Source organism: Dolichospermum sp. UHCC 0406 (genome assembly GCF_009712025.1).
Taxonomy (GTDB): domain Bacteria; phylum Cyanobacteriota; class Cyanobacteriia; order Cyanobacteriales; family Nostocaceae; genus Dolichospermum; species Dolichospermum lemmermannii.
In genome coordinates, this window is sequence record NZ_VILA01000039.1 from 1 (window position 1) to 754 (window position 754).

1 pseudogene is annotated in these 754 nt (G+C 30.2%); it reads right to left on the reverse strand.

Going from position 1 to position 754, the window contains the following annotated elements:
* Positions 1 to 674: pseudogene (locus FJR09_RS24215) on the reverse strand (IS1634 family transposase); the annotation flags it as partial.
* Positions 675 to 754: the final 80 nt, after the last annotated feature.

The following is a 754-nucleotide window of genomic DNA, read 5'->3' on the forward strand; positions in this document are numbered from 1 at the left end:
ACCATGATACTTTCAAAATCTACTTGTTTAGAATATTCTACTAAGATGTGAGCGAATACTGCTTTATCTGATTCGTTTCCTGATGCTCCTCTGAAAAATAATGGTATATCTCCATCACTACTTACTATTAAATCTAATATACATTGTTTTAAGTCGGGGCGATGGTCACGAGAATATCCTTGTGTAATCATAATTGGATGTTCTCGATTTATTCCTAATTCTTTTTCTGGATTATTGAGGCAATTATCATATTTTCCATGTAAATGTAATGAGCTTGAGTCTAAATGGGAATATTTTGTGTCTATTCCATATTTCTTTACTACTTCTAAGGCAATGATTAAGAATAATTTAGTTCAGCCATATTTGTAAAGTTTATCCATGACTCTACCTATTTTATCGTCATTTAAATCTTCCGCTTTTATCCCTCCTCCTATTAAATGTTCTACGGCTTTGTCTTTAAAGAATTCTGGAAATAAATATAGTGGTCTTGATACAAAGCCTAGTCCATTGAGAATAATTGCTTTAACTACTTCTCAATAATTTACTTTCTATCTACTATCTATTGGGAATATCCCATTAATTTTTTCTACTATTCCTATCTCATCTATTATTCCTGCTATTATTCCTAAGTGATCTATGTTTTTACTCTCCATTTCTTCTTTTTGGTAATTCATATTATGAAGGCATTTTTTGGTAATTCAGTCTCATTCTCTCATTTTTTCCTGAATTTATTATCAATGCCTTATGAATTTCT